The 23,532-nt window shown below is 64.6% G+C and carries 22 protein-coding genes; 11 read left to right on the top strand and 11 right to left on the bottom strand.

What is annotated here, in order from left to right; genetic code table 11:
- Positions 1-20: 20 nt before the first annotated feature.
- The 6 genes from QOU61_RS35765 to QOU61_RS35790 all read right to left on the bottom strand — a co-directional run bounded on the left by QOU61_RS35765 (position 21) and on the right by QOU61_RS35790 (position 4,863).
- Positions 21-416, bottom strand: a complete 396-nt coding sequence (locus tag QOU61_RS35765; RefSeq protein WP_289655866.1) for a YciI family protein — start codon at positions 414-416, stop codon at positions 21-23.
- A gap of 136 nt (positions 417-552) precedes the next feature.
- Entirely contained in the window at positions 553-1,245 is a 693-nt protein-coding gene (locus QOU61_RS35770; protein WP_289655867.1) for an AprI/Inh family metalloprotease inhibitor, read from the bottom strand.
- Positions 1,245-2,234 (bottom strand): 2-hydroxyacid dehydrogenase, encoded by a 990-nt coding sequence (locus QOU61_RS35775; protein ID WP_289655868.1) that lies wholly within the window; start codon positions 2,232-2,234, stop codon positions 1,245-1,247. The genes QOU61_RS35770 and QOU61_RS35775 overlap by 1 nt, the downstream gene beginning before the upstream one ends.
- Positions 2,234-3,046 (bottom strand): ABC transporter permease, encoded by an 813-nt coding sequence (locus tag QOU61_RS35780; RefSeq protein ID WP_289655869.1) that lies wholly within the window; start codon positions 3,044-3,046, stop codon positions 2,234-2,236. The genes QOU61_RS35775 and QOU61_RS35780 overlap by 1 nt, the downstream gene beginning before the upstream one ends.
- Positions 3,043-3,843: an ABC transporter ATP-binding protein gene (locus QOU61_RS35785; RefSeq protein ID WP_289655870.1), complete on the bottom strand. Its 801-nt coding sequence runs from the start codon at positions 3,841-3,843 to the stop codon at positions 3,043-3,045. Before QOU61_RS35785 ends, QOU61_RS35780 begins: the two co-directional genes overlap by 4 nt.
- Entirely contained in the window at positions 3,844-4,863 is a 1,020-nt protein-coding gene (locus tag QOU61_RS35790) for an ABC transporter substrate-binding protein (RefSeq protein ID WP_289655871.1), read from the bottom strand. It abuts the gene before it with no gap.
- Positions 4,864-5,298: 435 nt separating this feature from the next.
- Here QOU61_RS35790 and QOU61_RS35795 point away from each other — a divergent pair, with 435 nt between their 5' ends.
- The 6 genes from QOU61_RS35795 to QOU61_RS35820 all read left to right on the top strand — a co-directional run bounded on the left by QOU61_RS35795 (position 5,299) and on the right by QOU61_RS35820 (position 13,019).
- Positions 5,299-6,111 (top strand): creatininase family protein, encoded by an 813-nt coding sequence (locus tag QOU61_RS35795; protein ID WP_289655872.1) that lies wholly within the window; start codon positions 5,299-5,301, stop codon positions 6,109-6,111.
- A 147-nt stretch (positions 6,112-6,258) separates the two neighbouring features.
- Positions 6,259-6,522: a hypothetical protein gene (locus QOU61_RS35800; RefSeq protein ID WP_289655873.1), complete on the top strand. Its 264-nt coding sequence runs from the start codon at positions 6,259-6,261 to the stop codon at positions 6,520-6,522.
- A gap of 590 nt (positions 6,523-7,112) precedes the next feature.
- Positions 7,113-7,439, top strand: coding sequence for a hypothetical protein (locus QOU61_RS35805; RefSeq protein WP_289655874.1), 327 nt, complete (start codon positions 7,113-7,115; stop codon positions 7,437-7,439).
- A 440-nt stretch (positions 7,440-7,879) separates the two neighbouring features.
- The gene (locus QOU61_RS35810) at positions 7,880-9,910 is read left to right on the top strand and encodes a carbohydrate porin (RefSeq protein WP_502876859.1); all 2,031 of its coding nucleotides are present in this window, start codon (positions 7,880-7,882) and stop codon (positions 9,908-9,910) included.
- A 43-nt stretch (positions 9,911-9,953) separates the two neighbouring features.
- On the top strand, positions 9,954-11,690 hold the full coding sequence (locus QOU61_RS35815) for an ABC transporter permease (RefSeq protein WP_289655875.1): 1,737 nt from the start codon (positions 9,954-9,956) through the stop codon (positions 11,688-11,690).
- Between the two features lie 15 nt (positions 11,691-11,705).
- Positions 11,706-13,019 (top strand): ABC transporter ATP-binding protein, encoded by a 1,314-nt coding sequence (locus QOU61_RS35820; RefSeq protein WP_289655876.1) that lies wholly within the window; start codon positions 11,706-11,708, stop codon positions 13,017-13,019.
- A 57-nt stretch (positions 13,020-13,076) separates the two neighbouring features.
- On the opposite strand, the gene QOU61_RS35825 is transcribed toward QOU61_RS35820, so the two are convergent.
- The 5 genes from QOU61_RS35825 to QOU61_RS35845 all read right to left on the bottom strand — a co-directional run bounded on the left by QOU61_RS35825 (position 13,077) and on the right by QOU61_RS35845 (position 18,550).
- The gene (locus tag QOU61_RS35825; RefSeq protein ID WP_289655877.1) at positions 13,077-14,708 is read right to left on the bottom strand and encodes an FMN-binding glutamate synthase family protein; all 1,632 of its coding nucleotides are present in this window, start codon (positions 14,706-14,708) and stop codon (positions 13,077-13,079) included.
- Positions 14,709-14,931: 223 nt separating this feature from the next.
- A complete protein-coding gene (locus tag QOU61_RS35830) occupies positions 14,932-15,798 on the bottom strand; it encodes a patatin-like phospholipase family protein (protein ID WP_289655878.1) in 867 nt (288 codons plus the stop codon).
- A 35-nt stretch (positions 15,799-15,833) separates the two neighbouring features.
- Positions 15,834-17,399 carry an acyl-CoA synthetase gene (locus tag QOU61_RS35835; protein ID WP_289655879.1) on the bottom strand — a complete coding sequence of 522 codons (1,566 nt, stop codon included), beginning with the start codon at positions 17,397-17,399 and terminating at the stop codon, positions 15,834-15,836.
- A gap of 95 nt (positions 17,400-17,494) precedes the next feature.
- Positions 17,495-18,268 (bottom strand): ferredoxin--NADP reductase, encoded by a 774-nt coding sequence (locus QOU61_RS35840; RefSeq protein ID WP_289655880.1) that lies wholly within the window; start codon positions 18,266-18,268, stop codon positions 17,495-17,497.
- A 120-nt stretch (positions 18,269-18,388) separates the two neighbouring features.
- Positions 18,389-18,550, bottom strand: coding sequence for a hypothetical protein (locus QOU61_RS35845; RefSeq protein ID WP_289655881.1), 162 nt, complete (start codon positions 18,548-18,550; stop codon positions 18,389-18,391).
- Here QOU61_RS35845 and QOU61_RS35850 point away from each other — a divergent pair.
- The 5 genes from QOU61_RS35850 to QOU61_RS35870 all read left to right on the top strand — a co-directional run bounded on the left by QOU61_RS35850 (position 18,549) and on the right by QOU61_RS35870 (position 23,433).
- Positions 18,549-19,343 carry an ATP-grasp domain-containing protein gene (locus tag QOU61_RS35850; protein WP_289655882.1) on the top strand — a complete coding sequence of 265 codons (795 nt, stop codon included), beginning with the start codon at positions 18,549-18,551 and terminating at the stop codon, positions 19,341-19,343. The genes QOU61_RS35845 and QOU61_RS35850 overlap by 2 nt on opposite strands.
- Positions 19,344-20,007: 664 nt before the next feature.
- Positions 20,008-20,643: an arsenate reductase/protein-tyrosine-phosphatase family protein gene (locus tag QOU61_RS35855; RefSeq protein WP_289655883.1), complete on the top strand. Its 636-nt coding sequence runs from the start codon at positions 20,008-20,010 to the stop codon at positions 20,641-20,643.
- A complete protein-coding gene (locus tag QOU61_RS35860) occupies positions 20,627-21,349 on the top strand; it encodes an ABC transporter ATP-binding protein (protein ID WP_289655884.1) in 723 nt (240 codons plus the stop codon). The genes QOU61_RS35855 and QOU61_RS35860 overlap by 17 nt, the downstream gene beginning before the upstream one ends.
- Positions 21,279-22,730 (top strand): ABC transporter permease subunit, encoded by a 1,452-nt coding sequence (locus QOU61_RS35865; protein ID WP_289655885.1) that lies wholly within the window; start codon positions 21,279-21,281, stop codon positions 22,728-22,730. The genes QOU61_RS35860 and QOU61_RS35865 overlap by 71 nt, the downstream gene beginning before the upstream one ends.
- Complete coding sequence (locus QOU61_RS35870) at positions 22,708-23,433, top strand: LamG domain-containing protein (protein ID WP_289655886.1); 726 nt, start codon at positions 22,708-22,710, stop codon at positions 23,431-23,433. Before QOU61_RS35865 ends, QOU61_RS35870 begins: the two co-directional genes overlap by 23 nt.
- Positions 23,434-23,532 lie beyond the last annotated feature (99 nt).

The following is a 23,532-nucleotide window of genomic DNA, read 5'->3' on the forward strand; positions in this document are numbered from 1 at the left end:
CCGTTGACGCCGGCGGCGCATCAGGCCTTCGCGCGCACGTCGACCTCGCAGGCGCCGTCGACCCCCGGCGTCGCGAAGGCACGAACCTCGCAGATGCCGTCCCAGCCCGGCATGTGGTCGACGTGGAGCTGCATGAACTCCCTGGCCATGGCGAGCGCTTCCGCCTTGTCGCGCAGCTCGAAAATCGCGTAGCCGCCAACCATTTCCTTGCTCTCCACGAAGGGGCCGTCGATGACGCTGAGCTTGCCGTCGGCAATGCGTACCTGGGCGCCCATCTGCACCGGCATCAGCCCGCCGGTGTCGATCATGCGGCCCGCCCTGATCTCGCGGTCGGCAAGCTTGCCCATGGCCTCCATCAGGGCTGGCGTCGGCGAGACGGAAGGCTGGGACGACTTGACGAGATACATGAAGCGCATCGTGAAACTCCTGTTGGGCGAGCCTGCGGCCTTATTGCCACAAATCCGTCTCGCTATGGAGTCGACGATCGGCGGGCGGCCGGATCGACAAGGATCTCAATTCTTTTTTTGAGCCCGCGACCGAGCGCAAACCGGACTATTGCCGCAGCATGATCAGGGGATCGGCGCTGTCGGGGACCTTGCGCCATTGCGCGTTGTCGTCGGCCTCGAACTGCCAGGTCTCGCCGGCCTTCGACATCAGCAGGATCTGGCCATGCTCGAGCCGCCACTGGGTCGGCGCGAAGGCGGCGACCGCCGGGTCGCATTTCGGCTTGAGGAAGACCTGGAAATTATCCTGCCCGGCCTCGGTGTTGGTGAGGGTCAGCCCGCAGATCGCCTGGCCGTTGCCGCGCACCATGGACCAGTCGCCGATCATCTGGTCCATCGACTTGGCGAGCGAGCGCGCCGCGGCGAGGTTTTGCAGGATATAGACGCCCTCGCCCTGCCGCAGACCCTCGAAAATGCCGGTCTCGACCTCGGTGAAGTCGATCACGGCTTCGCCCGCGGCATCCTGCAGCCGCACGATATCCAATCCCCTGACGTTCCAGGCGACGATGTCCTTGGTGAAGGGCAACGCCTTGGAACAGGCCGGCTCAAGCTCGAGCTTCAAGCCCTGCGGCCCGGTATCCGGCTTCAATGTGATGACGCAGGTCTTGCTGCGTTCGGTGGTGGCAAGCTCCCACTGCCCGATCATGTCCTTCTTCAGGCTGCTCGCGTCCTGCGACCACGCGAGCGAGACGGCGCCGAGCACCGCCAATCCCGCCAGCGCGATCGCGGAACGAAAGCTCATCAGCGCCCCTTCACCGGCGTCTCGGCAACCGGGGTCAGCGGCGGCTTGCCGGCGAACCAGGCTTTCAGGTTGTCGACGACCAGCTGATCCATGGCGTTGCGCGTTACCACGGAAGCCGAGCCGATATGTGGCAGCAGCACGACGTTCTGCATCGACTTCAACTCGTCCGGCACGTTCGGCTCGGCGGCGAACACGTCGAGCCCTGCGGCGAGGATGGTGCCCGATTTCAGCGCGGCGATCAGCGCCGGCTCGTCGACCACGGAGCCGCGCGCGACGTTGACCAGGACGCCGCGCGGCCCGAGCGCCTTCAGCACCTCGGCATTGATCATCTTCGCGGTCGAGGCGCCGCCCGGCACGATCACCATCAGCGTGTCGACCGCCTTCGCCATCTCGATCAGGTCGCCATAGTGCTTGTAGGAGACCTCGGCGGACGGCTTGCGCGAGTGATAGACGACCGGCACCCTGGAGGCCTCGAGCCGGCGCGCGATCGCCTGCCCGATCCGGCCCATGCCGACGATGCCGACCTTGCGGTCGCGCAGCGAGCCGACGCTTAAGGGATAGTTCTGCGTCTGCCACAGCCCGGAACGCACATAGCGGTCGGCCTTGACGAATTCGCGCAACGTCGCGATCAAGAGCCCCATGGCGACATCGGCGACCTCCTCGGTCAGCACGTCGGGGGTGTTGGTGACGACAATGTTGTGCTCGCGCGCGTAAGCCGAATCGACGTGGTCGTAGCCGACGCCGAAGCTCGACACGATCTCGAGCCTGGGGAATTGTGACAGCGCCTTTCTGTCCGCCGGCACCGAATGATAGGTCACGGCCATGCCGCGGATCTTCGCGACCGTCTCCGCCGTCAGGCGCTCGAGGTCGGCGCGGGTCTCGGCCGTGTGCCGGACGAACTGGTCGGGAAAGCCGTTTTCGAGGATCGGCCTGATCGGCCCGTAGATCAGGAGATCGATCTTTTCAGAAGAAATATTCCCGGACGCCATCAGTTTTCCTTTCCGAGCGCACTTTCGTGCCAACGCCGCAAAACGAGGTGGGAAGTTAGCGCCAGCAAGGCGTAGATGACAATCCCGGCAGCCGAAAGCAGCAGCAATGCGGCGAACATTCGGGGAATGTTGAGGCGGTAGCCGGATTCCGCAATTCTGTAGGCAAGCCCCGAACCGGCGCCGGCGGTGCCGGCGGCGATCTCCGCGACCACGGCGCCGATCAGCGACAGCCCGCCCGCAATCCTCAAGCCCCCCAGGATATAGGGCAGCGCCGACGGCAGCTTGAGCAGGCGCAGTGTCTGCGAGGGCGAAGCGCCATAAAGCTGAAACAGGCCGGCGAGGTTGCGGTCGACCGAATTCAGCCCCAGCGCGGTGTTGGACAGCACCGGGAAGAACGCGACGATCCAGGCGCAGACGATCACGGCGGTCTCCTGCGGCAGGTAGATCAGCAGCAATGGCGCAATCGCGATGACGGGCGTCACCTGCAGGATCACCGCATAGGGAAAAAGCGCGTATTCAAGCCATTTTGATTGATTGAACAGCAGCGCGAGCCCGATGCCGCCGACGGCTGCCGCCACAAAACCTTCGAGCGTGGTCAGCAGCGTGACGCCCAGGGATTGCGACAGCACGCCCCAGTCGGCAATCAGGGTCGTGAACACCGCGACCGGACCGGGCAGCACGTAAGGCGGAATGTGGTTGAGCCGGACCACGAGCTCCCAGAGAACCGTGCCGGCCGCCAGCACGGCAAGCGGCAGCAGGATGCGAACGAAGCGCATCGGATCGGAGCCTGCCTGGGGTTGCGGGGCGCTCATAGTGCTGACTGCCCGGCATAGGATGGCGCCAGCGCGGCCGAGACCTCGCGGCAGAATGCGGCATAGCCGGCGGAGGTGCGGAATTCCTCGCTGCGCGGCTCCTCGGCTGTGATGCGGATTTCCGCGCCGATCCGGCCGGGTCTCGCCGTCATCACGATCACGTGCTGCGACAGGTAGACGGATTCGAACACCGAATGGGTGACGAAGATGACGGTCTTGCCGAGCTTGCGCCAGAGCGCGAGCAGATCGTTGTTGAGGCGGAAGCGCGTGATCTCGTCGAGCGCGGCAAACGGTTCGTCCATCAGCAGGATGTCGGGATCGGTGACCAGCGCGCGCGCCAGCGACACCCGCATCTTCATGCCACCCGACAATTCGCGCGGATAGGCACGGGCGAAGTCCGCGAGCCCAACCCTGGCCAGCGCCTCCTCGACGCGCGCGTCGGCGTCGGCAGATGCGACATGCGCAAGCTTGAGCGGCAGGCGGACGTTTTCCCGCACGCTGGTCCATGGCATCAGCGTCGGCTCCTGGAATACGAAGCCGATCGATTGCCCCGGCCGCGTCGCGCCCGGATGATGGATGACCTCGACCGTGCCCGAACTCGGGGGGCTCAGGCCAGCGATCAGGCGCAGCGCCGTCGACTTGCCGCAGCCGGAGGGCCCGAGCAGCGAGACGAACTCGCCCCTCTGCACCGAAAGATCCAGCGGGCCGAGCGCCATCACGCCGTTGTCATAGGTCTTGGTCACGCCGCGCAAGCTGACGGCGAGGTCCGTGCTGCCGCTGTCCACGCAAGCATTCATCTAGTTTTTGGGCCGAAGCTCGAGCCCGACCGCCTTGTTGACGAAGCGCAGCGTGTAGGACTTGCGGTAATCGATGTCGGAGCGGACCACGCCCGCCTTCACCATCTTGTTGAAGAAGCTCGCGACGCGCTCGTCGCTCATGGCGCCGATGCCGTCGCGCAGGGAGTCGCCGGAATCGACGATGCCGTACTGCTTCATCTTGGCGACCGAATAGGCGAGCAGCTCGTCCGTCATCTCCGGATTGAGCTTCTTGATCATCGCATTCCCGGCGGAATTGTCGCCATAGATGTAGTTGTACCAGCCGACGATGGAGGCATCGACGAAGCGCTGCACGAGGTCCGGCTTCTTGTCGATCACGTCCGCCCGCGTCTCGATCAGCGTCGAATAGGTGTTGAAGCCGTTGTCGGCGAGCAGGATCACGTTCGGCTTGAAGCCGGCCGCCTTTTCAACCGCAAAGGGCTCTGAGGTGACATAGCCCTGCATCGCGCTCTGGCCGTTGGCGATGAAGGGCTGGGCGTTGAAGGTATAGGGCCGCACATTCTTGTCGCTGAAGCCATATTCCGATTTCAGCCACTGGAAGTAGCTCGACATCCCCTCCTTGGAGATGAACAGCGTCAGCGGCTTCAGCTCCTCGAGCCTGGTGATCTTCAGCTCGGGGTGGGTCAGGAACACCTGCGGGTCCTTCTGGAAGATCGCCGCGATCGTCACGACCGGCACGTTGTTGGCGACCGCGTCGAACGACATCAGCGTGTTGGCCGCCATGAAGAAGTCGATCTTGCCGGCGACCAGCAGCATGCGGTTGTTCTCGTTCGGACCGCCCGGCACAATGGTGACGTCGAGCCCGTATTTCCTGTAGGTGCCGTCGGCCACCGCCTGGAAAAACCCGCCATGCTCGGCCTCGGCCACCCAGTTGGTGCCGAACGACACCTTGTCCAGGGTCTCGGCGCCGGCCGGCCATGCCGCAAGCAGCGCTGCAACGAGGCTCGCCGTTAACGCTCGCAGCAGGAGGGCCGCCTTCATGATTGGACTCCGTCGCTTATTCTGGTGGGGTGGATTTGACATTCGCTACCCATCTAGCCGCGCATCCCGAATGCGAAGGTCAAATCCGAAACTCCGCCAGAATCTTATATTTGCTAGTGGTCCTTGACGCCAACATTCGCAAACGCGCCTGCTACGATGGGGTGCGAATGTTGGCATCGGACCACTGGTCCATGATAGGGATTGATGCCGGCGTTCCGGGCTCGTGTCCCGATTCCGAAGTTCGCATCATTCTGCGGGCCTCTCGTTTGCGAACATCGGAATCGAAGGACACTAGCAAATTATTGACGTAGTGTGGCTTTGGTTCAGAAGTCCGCATGACGAACGAGCGGCTGGCATGATGCGGACTTCCGAACCGCCACACTGGAGACCTCGGCAAACTAGCCTGCAAATCGGCACAATGAAACATCTCCTGCGATGAGTTCGACACCGCCCCGCGACTGGACCGAGATCAGATGGAGCGCGTTTTCCGCCGCCGATGCGGCGCGCTGGATCGCCGTGCTGCCGCTCGCTGCCACCGAACAGCACGGGCCGCACCTGCCGCTTGCGACCGACGTGCTGATCGGCGAGGCCTATCTGGCACGCGTGCGCGAGCTGTTGCCCGCCTCCCTCCCGGTGACGTTCCTGCCGATCCAGAGGATCGGCATCTCGACCGAGCATATCGATTTCCCCGGTACGCTGACGCTGTCGAACGAAGACGCGCTGCGCCAATGGACCGCGCTCGGCGCCAGCGTCGCGCGCGCCGGCATCAGGAAGCTCGTCATCGTCACGAGCCATGGCGGCAACAGCGCCGCGATGATGCTGGTGGCGCAGGATTTGCGCGCCCATCACGGGATGCTGGCGGTCACCACCTCATGGTCGCGCTTCGGCGCGCCGGCGGGGCTGTTTCCGCCGGAGGAATTGCGTCACGGCGTCCATGGCGGCGCGGTGGAAACCTCGATCATGCTGGCACGGCATCGCGACGAGGTGCGCCTCGATGCGATCGCGGATTTTGCTTCGCGCGCAATCGCGATGGAGAAGGAATATCGCTGGCTGTCGACGCAGCGTCCGGCGCCGTTCGCCTGGCAGGCGCAGGATCTTCATCCGAGCGGCGCGGTCGGCAACGCCACGCTCGCTTCCGCCGAGAAGGGCGAACTGCTGCTCGACCACGGCGCGCGCGCCTTCATCGAATTGCTTGACGATGTCGGCAGGTTCGATCCCGAAACGCTCGCGCGCGGTCCTGGAAAATGAGTCTGTTTCTCTATAAGACACTGTAATTGCTAATCTATTTTCATTACCGATTTTTCACTGACGTCGCCTCGAACCGCCTTTTGCGCGCCTCCGTCCAATCACCAAGCGGACCACATCGGCCACGCTCAACAGGATGGAGTTTTGAAAATGTCATTTAAATCAAAGATTGCCGCTGTCGCCCTTGCCGCGCTCGCCGTCACCGGCAGCATCGCCTCCACCACCAAGCCTGCCGAAGCCCACGGCATGCACCTCGGCTGGGGCGTCGGAGCGGGCATCGTCGGCGCCGCCATCGTCGGCAGCGCGATCGCCGCCAGCAGCGATCCCTATTACTACGGTTACCGCCGCTGCGGCTGGGTCCGCCAGTTCGACGGCTACGGCAACTACATCGGCCGCATCCGCACCTGCTACTGAAGACACACATCGGACTTTCGGGCGCTGCCGATTTGACGTCCGGCACGGGCATCCCGTCCAGCCCGTGTCGCAATCTTCGACCCGCCGGCCGTCCCCCGGCGGGTCGTGCGCTTTCGGCGCGCACGACTGCACCATCAGCGTGCGTCATGGTGGCGCAGACGATGCGGACGGACGCCGTGGTCTCAGGGATATTTCGCGATCCGACGAAAACCTGCGCCCGGACGCGCGCCGTGTACGGCTGGCCACGCGCTCACCGCCTCGCAGCTCGGCATCGCCCTATCCTCCCGCCAGGATAACGCCGATCCTCCCCGGAGGATGGGAAAACGCGCTTGACTCGCACATGGCGCGGGCGTATGGCGCCAATGCTGTCGCGAACGACCGGTTCGCCGCAGTGATGCAACCCGATTGAAAGAACCATGGGCAGTACCCCCTTTGGCAGTGCCGGATTCGTCGTTCTGACGGCGTCCGCTCTGCCGCAAGACAGAGAGATGTACCGCGCCGGCGACGGCCGCGTGAGGATTGGCGGGAGCGCTTAGGCCACCGCGTTTTGCTCACCGACCTGCCGCGTGACGCGGAAGTGGAGGTGAGCGATGTTCGAGACATTCGCAGAATTCAGGCTGGCAAGATTCGTGCTGGCAAAATCCAGGCCGGCTCGGCCGCACCCGGTGTGCAGGCCGCGGTCCGGCATTCCCGCCAACGACAACCTTCCGGCTGCGGTACCGGCACGGCGCCGCCGGCAGCCGCTCGTGTGCCGCTGGGTCGTTGCCGGTGACGGCAAGAGGCTGACCTGCCTGTGGCAGGTCGCCTCCCCGCCGCTTCCCGCACCCCGGCAGCAGGATGAACAGCGCGACCGCCCACGCGCCGGCCGGAAGATCGCATCCGGGTTCGCGAACCGCACGAAGCCCGGTTTCACATAACTGTCTTTGAACCGTCTTATTCAACAATCCGCTCGCGCGGAGAGTTGCTGAGGCCGCGAGCAGTTGCCCGCAGCAAAGACCAGACCATGGACGGGAATTTCACGAAGGACGGATCGATCGATCAGGCCCCGAACCGGCGGCCCCTGGCCGATCGAGCCGGAGCAATCCGGGGCAACGATCAGAGTAATGGGCTGAGGGGCAGTGATGACGTGGGTCGTGTGGGGAGAGACGGGCGTGACGGCGGCACGCAAGGCGAAGCGGCTCGGCGGCGTCGGCACGCCGGATCGGAGGCTGGCGGGCGGACTGTCACGGCCGAAAGCCTGCGAGCCGTGCGGCACGCGCTGTTGCACGCCCGATACACAGCAAAGGCAAACCGTTTCCAGGCGTCCCTGCTCGCTTCCAACTGCGAATCGGTCGCAATACGGTGCAACGGGGATTCAGTGGCCCCAGTGCGCCGGGAGACGGATATCAGGACGGGCCGCAAAATCGTTGGCGTTTGCCTTGGCGCATTCGGGCTCGGCGCATTCAGCCTTGCCACGCCGGCGCAGGCGGCGGACCTGCCGCTCAAGGCGCCGGCCTTGCGCGCCGTCTATGACTGGACCGGATTTTATATCGGCGGTCATTTCGGCTATGGCGGCGGCAGCCTCGGCGCCGGCACCAATCCGCTGCCGCTGGAGGGCGCGCTGCTGCCGCACAGCGTCATCGGCCTGAGTGGCGGCTACCAGATGGGCTACAACCGCCAATTCGCCAACAATGTCGTGCTCGGGATCGAAGCCGATGCGTCCTTCACAAGCCCCGAGGATGCGCCGCGCGTGACACCTGCGCCGTTCAACAGCTCGATCGACTATACCGGCACGCTGCGCGGCCGCATCGGCTATGCGTTCGGGCGCTGGATGCCCTATGTCACGGGCGGCTTCGCCCTGGGCCATACCCGCGTCAACATCAACGAAGATCCGGCGCCAGTAACCATCATCTCGCGTGTGGGCAACTATCAGACCGGCTGGACCGCCGGCGCCGGCGTCGAGTTTGCCGTTAGCGGCAACTGGAGCGCCAAGCTCGAATATGACTACATCGACCTGGCGCGACGGACCTACGACCTCAGCGGCTTTGGCTTGCCCAATGTCACCGTCGATCCGCGCATCCATCTCGCCAAGCTCGGCCTGAATTACCGCTTTGTCGACATTCCCTGGATGGCGCCGGCCAAGCCCGAAGGCACCACCGCGCTGCCCGAGTCGGACGTCTGGAACCTGCATGCGCAGACCACGATCCTGCCGCAGAGCTATCCGTCGTTCCGCTCCCCTTACGAGGGCGCGAACAGCCTGCCCGGCCGCGGCCAGACCCAGACCACCTGGACGACGACGGCGTTCCTCGGCGTCCGTCTCTGGGAGGGCGGCGAATTCTATTTCAATCCCGAACTGGCGCAGGGTTTCGGCATCAACGGCACGCTCGGGATCGCCGGCTTTCCGAACGGCGAGGCGCAGAAGGCTGGTGCCGAATACTCGAAGATCCGACCGCAGCGCTACTATCTGAAGCAGACCTGGGGTCTTGGCGGCGCGCAGGAGGACGTTCCCGACGGGCCCAACCAATTGCCCGGCAAGCGTGACATCGACCGCATCACGCTGATCGTCGGGCGCTTTGCGATCGGCGACTTCTTCGACAACAATGCCTATGCCCACGACCCGCGCGCCGACTTCATGAACTGGTCGATCTGGGAATCCGGCGCCTATGACTTCCCGGCCGACCTGCCGGGTTATACGCGTGGCGCGATCGTCGAATTCAACCGCAAGGACTGGGCGATCCGCGCCGGCGCGTTCGAGGTGCCAGGCGCACCAAACAGCGACGTGCTGACCACCAGGGGCGGCGGCTCGGTCGTGGAGTTCGAGGAGCGCCACAGCATCTTCGATCAACCCGGCAAGCTCAGGCTCGGCGCCTTCGCCAACAGCGGCAACACCGGCAACTATCGGCAGGCGCTGTCAATCGTGGCAACCGACCCGACGCTCGACATCAACGACGTGATGGCGAGCATCCGTCACGCCAACCTCAAATACGGCTTCTACGCCAACCTCGAGCAGCAGATCACGACCGATGTCGGCCTGTTCGCGCGCGCAAGCTGGAATGACGGACAGAACGAAATTCTCTCGTTCACGGACGTCGATCGCAGCCTGTCCGGCGGCCTCTCCATCAAGGGCAGCTATTGGGGCCGGCCGAACGACACCATCGGCATCGGCGGCGCAATCAACGGCCTGTCGGCTGCGCATCGCGACTTCCTCGCCGCCGGTGGCCTTGGCCTGCTGATCGGCGACGGCCAGCTCAACTACCGCAACGAGCGCATCCTGGAGGCCTACTACTCCTGGAGACTCAATGCGTGGAGTGCGCTGACATTCGACTATCAGTTTGTTGCAAACCCCGCCTATAACGCCGACCGTGGACCCGTCTCGATCTTTTCGAGCCGCCTGCACGCCGAATTCTAGCCCAATATTCCAGCTCAAGATTCCAGCCCGAGGCCGCCCTCTCATGACGCTCCATGATATCCGCGCTGCCGTGCTGGGGCGGGTGGTGCGACCCAATATCTGGGACCTCGTCGCGCTGATCCTCGTGATCGGCGCGATGGTGCTGATCGTCTATGGCGGCGAGCAGACGACGCTGCCGCTGTCGACACTGGAAGCGACCCCGGTCTCGCTCGATCCGGGCAACCTGCCGCTCTACGCCCTGCGCACGACGATGCGGATGCTGCTCGCGATCGTCTGCTCGACCATCTTCACCTTCATCTACGCCGCGATCGCCGCCAAGAGCCGCCGCGCGGAAATGGTGATGATCCCGCTGCTCGACATCCTGCAATCGGTGCCGATCCTCGGCTTTCTGACCTTCACCGTGGTGTTCTTCCTCAACCTGTTTCCGGGCCAGGTGCTGGGCGCCGAGCTCGCGTCCGTGTTCGCGATCTTCACCAGCCAGGCCTGGAACATGACCTTCAGCATGTACCAGTCGATCCGCAACGTGCCGAAGGATCTGGAGGAGGCGTCGCAGAGCTTTCACCTCTCCGGCTGGCAGCGCTTCTGGCGGCTCGACGTGCCCTTCGCGATGCCCGGCCTGATCTGGAACGCGATGATGTCGATGTCCGGCGGCTGGTTCTTCGTGGTGGCCTCGGAGGCGATCACGGTCGGCAACACCACGGTGACGCTACCCGGCGTCGGCTCCTATGTGGCGCTCGCCATCCAGCAGCAGAACAAGCCGGCGATCGGCTACGCCATCCTGACCATGCTGCTCGTGATCATCGCCTATGACCAGATGCTGTTCCGCCCGATCGTGGCCTGGGCCGACAAGTTCCGGTTCGAGCAGACCGCGGCCTCGGCTGCGCCGACCTCCTGGATGCTCGACCTGTTTCGCCGCACCCGGGCGCTGCGGGCGCTGACCTACCCGTTTGCGTCGGCCAACAGCATGTTCTCGAACCTGCGCATCACGCTGCCCAAAAAGTTCGACGCGCCGGTCAAGGGCGGTGGCCCGCCCTCGCGCGTGATCGACGCGCTCTGGCTGCTCCTGATCCTCGCCGTGACCGGCTATGCCGGCTGGACCGCCTGGCGCTATCTGTCGGCCCATCTCGGCTGGTCGGACGTGGTTGCCGCCATCGGCGACGGCTTCATCACGCTCGCCCGCGTCGTCGTGCTGATCACGCTTGCAACCCTGATCTGGGTGCCGATCGGCGTCTGGATCGGCCTGCGCCCGAAGATCGCCGAGCGGGTGCAGCCGCTCGCCCAGTTCCTGGCGGCCTTCCCGGCCAACCTCGCCTTTCCCGTCTTCGTCATCGGCATCGTGCGCTTCGGCCTCGATCCGAACATCTGGCTGAGCCCGCTGATGATCCTGGGCACGCAGTGGTACATCCTGTTCAACGTCATCGCCGGCGCCAGCGCCTTTCCGACAGATCTGCGCGAGGCGGCCTCGAGCCTCCACCTGAGCGGCTGGCGCTGGTGGGTCAAGGTCGTGCTGCCGGGCATCTTCCCCTATTACGTCACCGGTGCGATCACCGCCTCCGGCGGCTCCTGGAACGCCTCGATTGTCGCCGAAGTCGCTAGCTGGGGTCCGACCCACCTGTCCGCCGAAGGCCTCGGCGCCTATATCGCCAAGGCAACCGAGGCCGGCGATTTCGCGCGCGTGGTGCTCGGCATCACCGTCATGTGCATCCTGGTAACGCTGTTCAACCGCCTGTTGTGGCGGCCGCTCTACGCCTTTGGCGAGCGCCGCCTGCGACTCGGCTGATCTCGGAGGATTTTCATGCTCGACCAGACCAAGCAATCCACCCTGATCGACATCCGCGGCGTCTGCCGCTCCTTTCCGAAGGGCAGCGGCGAGGACCTGCTGGTGCTCGAGAATGTCGACTTGCGGATCCAATCCGGCGAGATCGTCGGCCTGCTCGGGCGCTCCGGATCGGGCAAGTCGACCCTGCTGCGCATCATTGCCGGCCTGATCGCGCCGTCGTCGGGGGCCGCGACCTGCCGCGGCGAGATCATCGCCGGCCCGCCGAACGGCGTCGCCATGGTGTTCCAGTCGTTCGCGCTGTTCCCGTGGCTGACGGTCCTGCAGAACGTCGAGCTCGGGCTGGAGGCGCTCGGCATCGACGCCGCCGAACGCCGCACGCGCGCGCTCGCCGCGATCGACCTGATCGGCCTCGACGGCTTCGAATCCGCCTATCCGAAGGAGCTGTCGGGCGGCATGCGCCAGCGGGTCGGCTTTGCCCGCGCGCTGGTGGTGCATCCGGACCTGCTGCTGATGGACGAGCCGTTCTCCGCGCTCGACGTGCTGACCGCCGAGACACTGCGCACCGACCTGATCGACCTGTGGATCGAAGGCCGGCTGCCGATCAAGTCGGTGCTGATGGTGACGCACAATATCGAGGAGGCGGTCCTGATGTGCGACCGCATCCTGGTGTTCTCGTCGAACCCGGGTCGCGTCGCGGCCGATATCAAGGTCGACCTGCCGCATCCGCGCAACCGGCTCGACCCGGTGTTCCGCCAGCTGGTCGACAGCATCTATGCCCGGATGACGCAGCGGCCGGAGCCCAAGACGCCGGCGGTCGAGGCGGCCGCGCATGGCAACGGCGTCGGCCTGGTGCTCAACCACGTCTCCTCGAACGTTTTGTCTGGCCTGATCGAGACGCTGGCCGCGCCGCCCTATAACGGGCACGCCGACCTGCCGGTGCTCGCCGGCAATTTGCAGCTCGAGGCCGACGAGATCCTGCATCTCGGCGAGGCGCTGCAGCTCATGCGCTTCGCCCAGCTCAGCGAAGGCGACCTGATGCTGACCGACGCCGGCAAGCGCTTCGCCACGCTCGACACCGACGCGCGCAAAAAAATGTTTGCCGAACATCTCGTCAACTACGTGCCGGTCATGGGCCTGATCCGCCGGGTGCTCGACGAGCGGCCGTCGCACACCGCGCCCGCGGCACGCTTCCGCAACGAGCTCGAGGACTACATGTCCGAGGACTATGCCGACGAGACGCTGAAGACCATCGTGTCATGGGGCCGCTATGCCGAGCTGTTCGCCTATGACGAGCAGTCGGAAACCTTCAGCCTGGAAAACCCGCACTAAATCCGTCGTCCCGGGAAGCTCGGTTTACCCTCTCCCTTGTGGGAGAGGGTGAAAAGCTCACGGCACCGGCTGGAACGACTCCGCGCGCGCCATCGCCCAGGCATCGCGGAAGCGCAAGTCGTCGGTGCCCTCCAAAAGTTCACCGGGACGCAGCGCCGGATAGAGCTGGGCGAAGGTCAGGACCTCGGTGCTCGAGGTGCGCTTGGAGAAGTGGATCGTACGCAGCTCATTGGGATGCTCGAGGCCGGCGGCGGCGAGCAGCTCGGCCAGCGCGATCAGGGTGGCGTCGTGATAATTATAGACCCGGTCGATCTTGAGCGGCACATACAGCGCACGTGCGCGGGTCGGGTCCTGGGTGGTGACGCCGGTCGGACAACGATCGGTATGGCAGCTCAAGGACTGGATGCAGCCAAGCGCAAACATGAACCCGCGCGCCGAATTGCACCAGTCGGCGCCGATCGCCATGGCGCGCGCCATGTCGAAGGCGGTCGCGACCTTGCCGGAGGCGCCTAGCTTGATGCGGTCGCGCACATTGATGCCGACCAGCGCGTTGTGGACGAAATTCACGCCCTCGCGCATCGGCATGCCCAGATGGTCCATGAACTCCAGCGGAGCGGCACCGGTGCCGCCCTCGTTGCCGTCGACCACGATGAAATCGGGGTAGATGCCGGTCGCAAGCATCGCCTTGCAGATCGCGAGAAACTCCCAGGGATGGCCGATGCACATCTTGAAGCCGGTGGGCTTGCCGCCCGAGAGCCTGCGCATGGTGGCGATGAATTGCATCATCTCGATCGGCGTCGAGAATGCCTTGTGGGTCGCCGGCGAGATGCAGTCCTCGCCCATCGGCACGCCCCGGATCTTGGAAATCTCCTCCGATACTTTCGCCGCCGGCAACACGCCGCCATGCCCGGGCTTGGCGCCCTGGCTCATCTTGAGCTCGACCATCTTGATCTGGTCGTCGCTGGCGACGCGGGCGAATTCGTCCGGGTCGAAGGTGCCGTCGCGATGCCGGCAGCCGAAATAGCCTGAGCCGACCTCCCAGATCAGGTCGCCGCCCATCTCGCGATGATAGGGGGACACGCCACCCTCGCCGGTGTCATGGGCAAACCCGCCCTTCTTGGCGCCTGCGTTGAGCGCGCGCACCGCATTGGGGCTGAGCGCGCCAAAGCTCATCGCCGAGATGTTGAACACCGAGGCCGAATAGGGTTTGGCGCAGTCGGGCCCACCGATGGTGATGCGGAATTGTCCCTTGGAGTGAGCCTTCGGGGCGACCGAATGGTGCATCCACTCATAACCTTCGCGATAGACGTCCTCCTGCGTGCCGAACGGGCGCTTGTCGAGCTGCATCTTGGCGCGCTGATAGACGACCGCGCGGATGTCGCGGGAGAACGGCATGCCGTCCTTTTCGCTCTCGAAGAAATACTGCCGCATTTCCGGGCGGATCTCTTCGAGCAGGAAGCGCATATGCGCCGCGATCGGATAGTTGCGCAAAACCGCGTGGTTCTTCTGCGTCAGGTCGCGGATGCCGAGCACCGTGAGCCCGCCGAAAATGAGCAGCGGTATGAGCACGATGTCGAGCGCCTTGGGATTGTGATCGAAGATGCCGACACCGAGCAGGAGGGCTGTCGCCACGGCGCAGATGGTGAGAACGATGAAGCGCGGCGAGAACGGAAGCAGCAAGGTTTCCATGGCACCCCTCGGGCAATTCTGCCGTACCGTTCTTGTTATTCGTGCTGGCGACCTGGTCCGGCGTCAGGCCGCCCGGCGCACGATATCCGGCATACCGCTCGTCGATATGACAGACGCCAAGCACGGAGGCTACCGAATTCTCCGCCGCAGAATCAATCCGTTAGGTGGCTAGCCGGTGTGGTTGGCCGGGGCGCGCTTTTGCGGTGCAGCGTGGGCCGCGGGATCAATGGCTGTGCGGCCGCAGCTCGTGCGGAATGAGCCGCTTTTCGAGGCCGCTTGCCGCGATCCAGGCGTCGGTCGCCGCCTTGGCGCGCTCGATGTGATCGGCCGTGCGCGAGAAATCATAAGGTGATCCGACCAGCGGGCAAAGCGGCGGCACGACATAATATTCGATCGCCGGATCGAGGTTTTCGAGCTCGCTGACGAGCTGGCGGGCGATCAGAAGGGTCAGTGCATGCAACGCATTGGCGACCGCGCCGACCGGCGGCGCATCGGTCGCGCAGGCGTAACCGGTCGGCAGCACGATCAGCCGGGTCGCGCCCTCCCTGACCGCGATCCGGACCGGGGTGTTGCTGGACACTGCGCCGTCGGCGAGAAAGTGATCGCGGTAGTGGATCGGCGAAAACGCGCCGGGGATCGAGGTGGAGGCGACGATGGCGTCGGCCACCGAGCCGTCCGAGAACACCACGCTGTCGCCGGTGATGATGTCGGTCGTGACGATATGCACCGGGAGCTTCGCGTCCTCCAGGTTGCGATAGGGGATGTGATCGTCGATCAGCTTGCGAATGCCGTCATGCGTGATCAGGAAGTCGCGACGCCAGAGGAAGCCGAGCAGCGTGCGCCAGGTCACCGGGAAGACGTCGCGCCGGTGCAACGCCTTCCATATCTGCTCCAGCCGCAGCACGCCCTTCAGCGTCGGGGTGCCGGCGTAGAAGGCGCCGTTGATTGCGCCGACGCTCGAGCCGACCACCATGTCGGCGCCGATGCCGTGCTTGGCGAGCGAATGCAGCATCCCGACCTGGATGGCCCCGAAGCTGCCGCCGCCCGCCAATACAAAGGCGGTTTTCCCTGTGTTCGTTCGACCCGACACGATGTCCCCCCAATCCCCTCGTCGCCGCGCCGCCGTCAGCCGTTGGCAAACAGGCCGGCGTGGGTCTCCCGCAACTGCCGCTTCAGAAGCTTGCCGCTCGGATTCTTCGGCAGCGCCTCCGCAAACACGACGCGTTTGGGCGCCTTGAACGAGGCGAGCTTTGCAGTGGCATGCTTGAGAACCTCCTGCTCGGTCAGGCTGGCGCCCGACTTCACGACGATGACCGCCACCACCGCCTCGACCCAGCGCGGATGCGGCAGGCCGATCACGGCGACTTCCGACACCTGCGGCATGTGGTAGAGCGCCTCCTCGACCTCGCGGCTGGCGACGTTCTCGCCGCCGGTCTTGATCATGTCCTTCTTGCGATCGACGATGGTGATGTAGCCCTCCTCGTCGATCGTGGCGAGATCGCCGGAGTGGAACCAGTCGCCCTCGAAGGCAGCGCGCGTGCGCTCGTCGTCGTGGAAATAGCCCAGCATCAGATGCGGCGAGCGGTGCACCACCTCGCCGACCTCGCCCGGCGCGACGTCGTGCATCGCTTCATCGACGACGCGCGTCTCGACGTTGAGCACCGCACGGCCGCAGGAGCCGGGCTTGCGCAACTGGTCCTCCGGCGCGAGCATGGTCGCAAGCGGCGCGATCTCGGTCTGGCCGTACAGGTTCCACAACCGCACCTTGGGCAGGCGCTGCGCAAGCTCGCGCAGCACCTCGACCGGCATGATCGAAGCGCCGTAATAGCCCTTGCGCAGGCTGGACAAGTCGGTCGTCTCGAACAACGGCGATCGCAGCATCGCGATCCACACGGTCGGCGGGGCGAAGAACGAGGTGATCCCATACTTCGCGATCAGCGGCAGCAGGTTTTCCGGCGTCGGAAAGGCGGTGATCACGTTGGTGGCGCCGACATAGACCGACGGGCCGAAGAACACGTCGAGCTGCGCGCAGTGGTAGAGCGGCAGCGCGTGAAGAGCGAGATCCTCGCCGGCAATGTCCGCATCGACCACGCAACTGACATACTGCCAGATCACGGCGTCATGCGTCAGCATCGCGCCCTTCGGCAGCGATTCGGTGCCGCTGGTATAGACGATCTGCGCGAGATCGGAGCCTGCGAGATCGACTGACGGCACCGCGGCGCCCGACAAAGTCAGCGCCTCGAAGCCGAGCATGTCGGCCTGCGGCTCGCTCGGCGCTTCCGAGGGCAGCCAGATCAGTTCCTTGACGGTGTCGGCCTGCGCCCTGGCGGCGCGGGCGATCGGGGCGAAGGCGGTGTCGGTCGCGAGCAGCCGGGCGCCGGCATGGCGGAGGATGTAGGCGACTTCCTCGGCCTTCAGCATGAAATTGACCGGCACCAGCACGGCCCCCAGCCGCGCCAGCGCGAAGCGGAGCGCGACGAAGGCGTGCGAGTTGCGGGCCAGGATCGCGACGCGATCCCCTTTGACGACACCGCGCTCTGCAAGCCCCGCGGCGAGGCGGTCGACGAGCGCGTTGAACTCGGCGTAGGTCCAGCGCGTCTCGCCGCAGATGACCGCGAGCTTCCCGGGCGAGCGCGCCGCGCTGCGCCGCAAGAGATCGGCAAGCGTCTGCCGGCGAACGATGGAATCCATGGCGCACTTCCCCCGAATGATCCTTGGGGGAAGCTTAGCACAGGCGTCTGCTGTTACGAGCAGGACGTTCGACGACGGACCGAGACAGCCGTGCCTCAGCGCTCGACGAAGGCCTTCTCGATCACGAAATGGCCGGGCTCGCTGTGGTTGCCTTCGAGGAAGCCGCGCGCCTCGAAGATGCCGCGCAGGTCGTCCAGCATCGCCGGGCTGCCGCACATCATGATGCGGTCGGTCGCGATGTCTAGCGGCGGCTGGCCGACATCCTCGAACATCTGCTTCGAGGTGATCAGGTCGGTGATGCGGCCGCGATTCCGGAACGGCTCGCGCGTCACGGTCGGATAATAGACGAGCTTCTCGCCAAGCAGCGGGCCGAACAGCTCATCCTCGCGCAGGCGCGCCACCAGCTGCTCGCCATAGGCGAGCTCGGAGACCTGGCGGCAGCCATGGACCAGCACAATGGTCTCGAAGCGGTCGTAGACGTCGGGGTCCTTGATCAGGCTCGCGAAGGGCGCCAGGCCCGTGCCGGTCGACAGCAGGAGCAGCCGCTTGCCGGGAATGAGGTTGTCGGTGATCAGCGTGCCGGTCGCCTTGCGGCCGACCAGGATGGTGTCGCCCTCCTTGATCTTCTGCAGCTTGGAGGTCAGCGGGCCGTCGGCCACCTTGATCGAGAAGAATTCAAGCTCCTCCTCGTGATTGGCGCTCGCCATGCTGTAGGCGCGCAGCAGCGGCCGGCCCTCGACCTCGAGCCCGATCATCGCGAACTGGCCGTTCTGGAAGCGGAAGCCGGAATCGCGCGTGGCGCGGAAGCTGAACAGCGTGTCGGTCCAGTGCCGCACGGAAAGAACTTTCTCTCGATAGAACGCGCTCATCGGTTTCGTTTTTCCAATTGCCGTGATGATGGAAGGATCAACCTGTTTGCCGCGAAAGTGCAGAAAACACTGACAGGACCGGGCTTTTCGCGCTCTGATCTACTCGAATTGGCGCAGGATTCAACCCATCGTCACGCGCATTTGCGCACGCGAATGGCTGTCACGCGCGACGCGCAAATCGTGCTGAATTTTTTCTTTCTGACCTGCCTGCCACAGCAATTTACTTGCCGAAATCGGCGCCCCTCTGGCAAATAATTGCGTTAACCCTGAAGGGTCGATCATGCGAGGCGAGCAGCGGATCTTCGTCGAAGCCGTCAGGCGCTATTGCGCACGCCATGCCATCACGGTCGAGCTCAGGTCCGGCGGATGGCTGATCGTGATGCACAAGGGCGGCAGGCGGCATTTCGCGCTCGGCTACGACATCGGGTTGAACAGCGCGATCGCGCACCGGATCGCGAGCGACAAGGCGGCGACCGCCGACATCCTCGCGCTGGCCGGCATCCCCGCGGTTGCGCACACGCTGTTCTCGAACCCCGCGCGCGCCGGGCTCGCGCCGCAAGCTGCCGCGCAAGCGGCGATGCGCGATCTGCTGCGGCAACACGAGCAGGGCCTCGTCATCAAGCCCAACACCGGCAGCTCGGGGCAGCTGGTCTTCCGGGCGCGCGACGCCACCGGTCTTGCACGCGCCACCGAAGCGATCTTCACCGCCAGCCTCGATGTCGCGATCGCGCCGTTTGTCACGATCGAGGAAGAGGTGCGCGTGGTGCTGCTCGACGGGCAACCGCTCGTCGTCTACAGCAAGCAGCGCGGCGCGGATTGGCATCACAATCTCGGTGCCGGCGCAACGGCCCTGCTGCTCGATAGAGGAGAGATGCGCGAAGCCTGCGCCGCGATCGCGGCGCGCGCGACATCCGCGATCGGTATCCGCTTCGCGTCGGTCGACGTCATCAGGGTCGAGGGACGCTGGCTGGTGCTCGAAATCAATTCCGGCGTGATGATGGAGGCGTTGGGGCGGCAGCATCGCAAGGTCGTCGAGGAAGCTTACGCGGCCGCGCTCGATGCGGTGTTCGCTTAAGCACCGCGACGCTTGCCTATTCAAGGAGCGATCCTTTGTCCGTTCGGGACGTTGTCGGGAGACGCACGCCCACCTTCCCGCGACGCGCTTTGCGCCCGAGTGATGCAAATTTCTTGTCCCCCGGAAGATCAGAGGGCGCAGGGAAAGCCGGATGCGCGGTGCGCACCCGCAGCCTCGCGTGCAAAAAATGGAAAGCACACGAGTTAGTCACCACAGGTACGCCAAAACGATCCGGCCTTCCCTGCGCGAATGGTTTTAACGGTTTCCTTCGCGCTCTCCCCGGTGACCGGGCTCTCTTGCCACCGTCGCCTGCCGATCATCATCGGCAAGCTTAGCGCCAGCGTCGGGGCGCCAAAGCTGTTGAGGAAATCGGCCGTGTGGCGAAGCCGCCTAGCCGGTTGCGACACTTCTCACGCCCGTTGCATGTCGCGGCCTGCCGCCAAAATGCAACGCGGTACAGCCTCGAATTGAGGAAACAGATCGAGGGAACGACATGCGAGAAAGTCGCCCTCACGTTTTTGTTCCGCTCCGCCACGGGGGCGATGTTCTTGGGCCATTGACAGCCCAGGTGGCAGGCGGTTAATTCCGCAACATGGGGGTCCAGCGATCCCCCCACGAGGCGACATGCCCAAGTATCGCGTCCCGCTTTCCGCGGAGGCGCTGCGTGTCCCGAAGAACCTTCTTCATTCTCGCCTTCGCAATTGTAGTCCTTGTCTGGCCGCCCGGGCACAGCACGAAGGCTGCCGCTCCCGACCGCAGCACAATCGTATTCGTCTGCCTCCACGGCTCGGTGAAGAGCCAGATGGCCGCGGCCCACTTCAACAGGATCGCGCGTGAGCGTGGGCTACCCTTCGTCGCCGTCTCACGCGGCATAGAGGTTGACGCATCGATCCCCACAACGATCAGGGACGGCTTGAGCCTGGACGGACTGGCTCCGGTCGACGATGTTCCGCGCCCGTTGACGGCGACCGAGGCGGTCGCCGCGACCAAGGTCGTCGCGTTCGATGCTGTTCCCGATGACAGGAGAGGAACGGCCGAGATCAACTACTGGTCCGACGTGCCGCCGGCCACGAAAGACTACACCGCTGCCCGTGACGTCATCCTGCACAGCATCGACGATCTCATCCCAACGTTGGCGACGCTGCGGCCAGAGACGCTGCGAGGCACGGAAGGTCAACAATCCAATACTCATCGCGGCAACCGCGATCACTGGTCTGATCGCGTATCCGATCCTGCAACCGGGATGGGCGATGGTGCACTAATCGAGCAAAGGGGAACGGGGCGTGACCAACCGTTCTGACACCATGCTGCGCGTCGAGGATCTGACCAAGCGCTACGACGCCGAAGGGGCCGGCATTGACCACGTGACCTTCTCCGCCGTCCGGGGCGACGTGCTGGGCATCATCGGCCCGAACGGCGCAGGCAAGACGACCTTGCTGGAGGCCATTGCCGGGCTCCTTGCTGCGGATGCTGGACGCGTGCTTTGGCGCAGCGAGCCGTTGCCGACGTCGGCGCGCCGGCATGCACTGTTCTATCTTCCCGATGGCGTGCGGCCATATCCGGACCAATGGACGGCCCAGGTTATCTGGTCGTTTGCGAGCGTGTATCGCCGCTCGCAAGCGGATGTCCGGGCGATCATTGCTGCGCTGGGATTAGAGCCGGTCCTTGCGAAACGCGTGCGTGAGCTATCGAAAGGCTACGGCCGCCGTCTCATGCTGGCGCTGGGCCTGCTTGCGCCGCACGACATGCTTCTGATGGACGAGCCGTTCGACGGCTTCGATCTTCGACAAACGCGCGACGTCATCGGCTTGCTCCGCGACCAGGCGGCCCACGGGCGAACGCTCATGCTCGCCATCCATCAGCTGGCCGATGCAGAGCGCGCCTGTGACCGCTTTGTCTTGCTCGCCGGAGGTCGGGTACGCGGCTTTGGCACGCTTGACGAGCTGCGCGCGCGCACCGCTTCGCCTGGCGGATCGCTGGAGGACATTTTTCTTGCGCTCACGTAAGACAGATCGCGTGCATTTGGCGCCGCTGCGGCCCCTCCTGGCGAAAGAGCTGGCAGAGATCGTCAGCGGCCGGGCACTGTGGACCATGTTGCTGCTGGTCTGTCCGCTGGTCGGATACAGCTTTGTCCAGGCAGTCTCGCTCTACAGCGAGTCGAGCAGCGCCGCGCTGCAATCGCCGGCGATGGCGTCAGGACTGTCGCCGCTCGACGGCATCCTGGTTCCGACGTTCGGTGCGTTCTACGTCGCGGTCACGCTGCTATTCCCCTTCGTGGCGATCCGGGTGCTCGGCCAGGAGAAGGAATCCGGCTCGTTGCGCCTTCTGGTCCAACTCCCTTATCGGCCATCCACGCTCATTGTCGTGAAGCTGGTCGCCGTGCTTGCAGCATGGGGGGTGGTGAGCATTCCAGCGCTTTCCACCCTGGTGCTGTGGATGATGCTTGGCGGGCATCTGGCGCTTGCGGAAACGATCAATCTTCTGTTCGGTCACTTGCTTTACGGGCTCGTTGTCGGCGCCACCGCTCTGTTTGCGGCAACCATATCCGAAAGCGCGGCCACTGCGGCCATCCTCGCGCTCGCCGCAACCATCGGATCGTGGGTGATTGATTTCACATTCGCCGGCCGCTCCGGCTTGTCGGCGTGGATAGCGCAGATATCGCTGACCCAGACCCTGCGCGGTTTCGAGCAGGGGCTGTTTTCCGCCGGGCTCGTGCTGGGAATCACGGCTGTGATTTGCTCCCTCGTAGCGCTTTGCAGCGTGTGGCTGCCGCCCGGGACCCCGACACGGACCAAGCTTGTGCGATCAGTGCAGTGTGTGGTCGTTACCATCGTCGTACTCGGCGTTGCAATGCAGATAAAGACAACAGCCGACACCGCGGAAGACCGGCGGAATTCCTTTGCACCGGCGGACCAGCGCCTGCTCGCCACGCTTCGTCTGCCGCTTGCGATCATAGTCCATCTCGCTCCCGAGGATCCGCGTTACATCGATTTGCGGCGCAATGTGCTCGCCAAGCTTGAGCGTGCGATGCCCAACGTGTCGATCGTGCTTTCGAGCAGCCATCAGGATTATGCCGGGAAAACGGATGCCTATGGCGAGATCGAATACGCGTATGGCGGTCGAAACGATGTGAGCCGGTCGACCAGCCCGCGAGAAATCCTGCCGCTCGTCTATGCGCTCGCGGGGACCGAGCCGCCCAAGCCTGCGGCGGCCATGGACTATCCCGGTTATCCGCTGGTTACGAGTGCGGAGGCGACCCTGCTCTGGTTCTTCGGCGCCCTGCCGCTCTTGATCGCGCTCGTCTGGTGGCGAAGCCGTCGTCCGCCTCCGATCAGCCGCTACCCGTTCATGAAGGAGACCAACCATGCGGATCAGCAGCAGCATTAAAGCGGTTGTCGTATCGACGATCGGCTTCGCGGCATTATCCCTCCCGGGTCTTGCCGCCCCACCCACCACCTTCGATCTGGCCGACGAAACTGCCGGCGCGGAACCCAAGTCGTTCGTCCCGGTGGTCGGCTTCTGGCGCGTCGCGGATGACAATGGGAAAAAGGTGCTCGTCGTCGACGGCCGGCAGTGGAAGGAGGGGCAGTCCTCGGCCGGCATTGCCGACAAGGCGCGCACGCTCTATGGCGAGCGCTACGCGGAATTCCTCGATCGCGTGCAGGCCTATGCCTACTTCCCCTATGTGGTCGCCCCCAACGTACAGAGCTTCACAGATGGCGAGATCACGGTTCGCTTCCAGGGATTATCGGGCCGCATCGATCAGGGCGCCGGCATCCTGTTCAATCTCAAGCAGAACGGCGACTATTTGACGATCCGCGCCAACTGCCTAGAGAACAATCTGGTGCTTTGGAAATTCGAGAACGGCAAGCGTTCGTCCGTCCACTGGGTGCGCAACACGCCGACCGCCACGCATCAGTGGCACGATCTCAAGGTTCGCATTACCGGCACCAAGGTCGAGGGCTATCTCGATGGCAAGCTCTATCTTGAACACACGCTCGCTCAGCCTGTTTCTGGCCGCATCGGGCTATGGTCGAAAGCCGACAGCCACATGTACTTTTCCGATTATACGGTGACGGCCGCCAACTGACGCGGGGAGGCGGCGGCGCGTGCCGCAGATCCCCGCGATAGCCGCAGCCTTCTCACGATCTGCACGATGGCGAGATAGATACCGGGAGCTGCGCGACCC

The sequence above is a fragment of the Bradyrhizobium sp. NP1 genome, from assembly GCF_030378205.1.
GTDB lineage: Bacteria > Pseudomonadota > Alphaproteobacteria > Rhizobiales > Xanthobacteraceae > Bradyrhizobium.

Excerpts from the sequence above, each read along its gene's own strand:
- QOU61_RS35845 (WP_289655881.1), bottom strand. The coding sequence starts at position 18,550 with ATGATCGACCCTTCAGGGTTAACGCAATTATTTGCCAGAGGGGCGCCG.
- QOU61_RS35825 (WP_289655877.1), bottom strand. The coding sequence starts at position 14,708 with ATGGAAACCTTGCTGCTTCCGTTCTCGCCGCGCTTCATCGTTCTCACC.
- QOU61_RS35770 (WP_289655867.1), bottom strand. The coding sequence starts at position 1,245 with ATGAGCTTTCGTTCCGCGATCGCGCTGGCGGGATTGGCGGTGCTCGGC.
- QOU61_RS35775 (WP_289655868.1), bottom strand. The coding sequence starts at position 2,234 with ATGGCGTCCGGGAATATTTCTTCTGAAAAGATCGATCTCCTGATCTAC.
- QOU61_RS35765 (WP_289655866.1), bottom strand. The coding sequence starts at position 416 with ATGCGCTTCATGTATCTCGTCAAGTCGTCCCAGCCTTCCGTCTCGCCG.
- QOU61_RS35785 (WP_289655870.1), bottom strand. The coding sequence starts at position 3,843 with ATGAATGCTTGCGTGGACAGCGGCAGCACGGACCTCGCCGTCAGCTTG.
- QOU61_RS35820 (WP_289655876.1), top strand. The coding sequence starts at position 11,706 with ATGCTCGACCAGACCAAGCAATCCACCCTGATCGACATCCGCGGCGTC.
- QOU61_RS35815 (WP_289655875.1), top strand. The coding sequence starts at position 9,954 with ATGACGCTCCATGATATCCGCGCTGCCGTGCTGGGGCGGGTGGTGCGA.
- QOU61_RS35850 (WP_289655882.1), top strand. The coding sequence starts at position 18,549 with ATGCGAGGCGAGCAGCGGATCTTCGTCGAAGCCGTCAGGCGCTATTGC.
- QOU61_RS35800 (WP_289655873.1), top strand. The coding sequence starts at position 6,259 with ATGTCATTTAAATCAAAGATTGCCGCTGTCGCCCTTGCCGCGCTCGCC.
- QOU61_RS35790 (WP_289655871.1), bottom strand. The coding sequence starts at position 4,863 with ATGAAGGCGGCCCTCCTGCTGCGAGCGTTAACGGCGAGCCTCGTTGCA.
- QOU61_RS35805 (WP_289655874.1), top strand. The coding sequence starts at position 7,113 with ATGTTCGAGACATTCGCAGAATTCAGGCTGGCAAGATTCGTGCTGGCA.
- QOU61_RS35870 (WP_289655886.1), top strand. The coding sequence starts at position 22,708 with ATGCGGATCAGCAGCAGCATTAAAGCGGTTGTCGTATCGACGATCGGC.
- QOU61_RS35780 (WP_289655869.1), bottom strand. The coding sequence starts at position 3,046 with ATGAGCGCCCCGCAACCCCAGGCAGGCTCCGATCCGATGCGCTTCGTT.
- QOU61_RS35795 (WP_289655872.1), top strand. The coding sequence starts at position 5,299 with ATGAGTTCGACACCGCCCCGCGACTGGACCGAGATCAGATGGAGCGCG.
- QOU61_RS35835 (WP_289655879.1), bottom strand. The coding sequence starts at position 17,399 with ATGGATTCCATCGTTCGCCGGCAGACGCTTGCCGATCTCTTGCGGCGC.
- QOU61_RS35840 (WP_289655880.1), bottom strand. The coding sequence starts at position 18,268 with ATGAGCGCGTTCTATCGAGAGAAAGTTCTTTCCGTGCGGCACTGGACC.